1 protein-coding gene and 1 pseudogene (1 of these 2 running past the window's edge) are annotated in these 1445 nt (G+C 69.8%); both read right to left on the bottom strand.

What is annotated here, in order from left to right; genetic code table 11:
- Positions 1–310 (bottom strand): annotated as a pseudogene (locus K789_RS23075) (DUF4395 domain-containing protein) (it extends 249 nt beyond the left edge of the window).
- A gap of 80 nt (positions 311–390) precedes the next feature.
- Positions 391–1410, bottom strand: coding sequence for an exonuclease domain-containing protein (locus K789_RS0113055; RefSeq protein ID WP_024367138.1), 1020 nt, complete (start codon positions 1408–1410; stop codon positions 391–393).
- Between the last annotated feature and the right edge of the window lie 35 nt (positions 1411–1445).

The following is a 1445-nucleotide window of genomic DNA, read 5'->3' as shown; positions in this document are numbered from 1 at the left end:
CCAGCCGGGTCTTCCCCAGCCGCGGCGTCAGGACCTTGACGGACAGCTGGGCGAGCGGCGAGATCCGCGGGCCGAACAGGACACGCAGCCAGAACCCCGCGGCAATGATCGCCAGGCCCCAGCCGAAGCCGGTCAGCAGTGTCACCACGGACAGCAGCACCACAAGGGCGGCCGTGACCCTGGCGGCGTACTCGTTGACCGGGTTGGGAAACGCGAAGACCGTGCGCCAGTCGATCCCGCCCCAACCTGCAGGTGAAAATCCGGTTGCGGGTGCCGGCGGCGCGGCTGGTGCCGAGGTCAGTTTGCTCATCACTCAAGGCTAGGAGCAGGCCCGCCCGGGGCGAAATGTTTATTGCGCAGTATGACCGCGGAGCCCCGGACCGGCGCGGTTCAGGCAATGGCGGCGGAGGCCACATGGCCACCCACCATCTGCAGGAATTCACCTTCGGAGAGGACCTCGATCCGCTGGCCCCGCTCGTGCAGGTCCAGGACCCGCCGGGCCTTGCCGGTGAGCCGGCCGGAGCGCAGGTCGGCGGCCACGAACCCGTCGCCCACCACCAGGACGGTGGTGCGGGCCGTGACCCGGCTCTCGGGCCTGGCGCCGAGTTCGGCGGACCGGACCTTCGCCTCGGGACGGGGGATGGCGAGTTCACCGGTGAACACCACAGTCTGGCCAAACAACGGGTGGCCGGGCTCGGCGAAGGCGTTCGGCGGCGGGTTGGCGCCTTCCTCCGGCCAACCGGGCTGGTAAGCCCGCACGGGGGCCGCTGCGGCCGCTCCCCCGGCCAGTGCGTCGAGGGCTGACTGGCTGGCCTTGGAGAGCGGATCGCTCAGCGGGTCGAACGCCTCCTGGCGGGACACCGTCAGGCCCAGGGACAGGTAAAGCTCCGCGATGCTGCCCGCGCCGTTGCGCGCGGCAATGTCAATCAGGATCCCGGCGCACGCCCGCGCGTCCTCGGCGGCGTCGTGGTGGTTGACCAGCGGGACACCGGCTTCCTCGGCCGCGTACGGCAGCGAATTGGAGACGAGGGAGTAGCAGCGGCGCGCGAGCATCACGGTGCAGACGTAGTCATAGGCCGGCCCCGGCAGACCGGAGACCTCCAGGCCGGAGCGGATCACGCCGAGGTCGAAGGCGGCATTGTGGGCGGCCAGGACGTCACCGCCGATGAAGGCGCCGATCTCCGGGAACAGTTCACCGAAGCGCGGCAGCCCGGCCACCTGCTCGGGCCGGATGCCGTGGATCCGGACGTTGTGGTGGTCGAAGCGGTCATGGTTTTCCGGCGGCCGCATCAGCCACGAGGCTTCCTCGACCACAACGCCGCCGCGCACCTTGCTCAGTCCAACTGCGCATGGTGAACCCCGGAAGCCATTCGCGGTCTCAAAGTCGATCGCCGTAAAGTCCAAACCCACGCTCCAACTTTAGCGCCGGATTCCGGCCGGACCCG

This window comes from Arthrobacter sp. TB 26 (genome assembly GCF_000427315.1).
Taxonomy (GTDB): Bacteria; Actinomycetota; Actinomycetes; order Actinomycetales; family Micrococcaceae; genus Arthrobacter.
The sequence above is the reverse complement of the archived record's forward strand: the minus strand, read 5'-3'. Positions and strand labels throughout refer to the sequence as shown.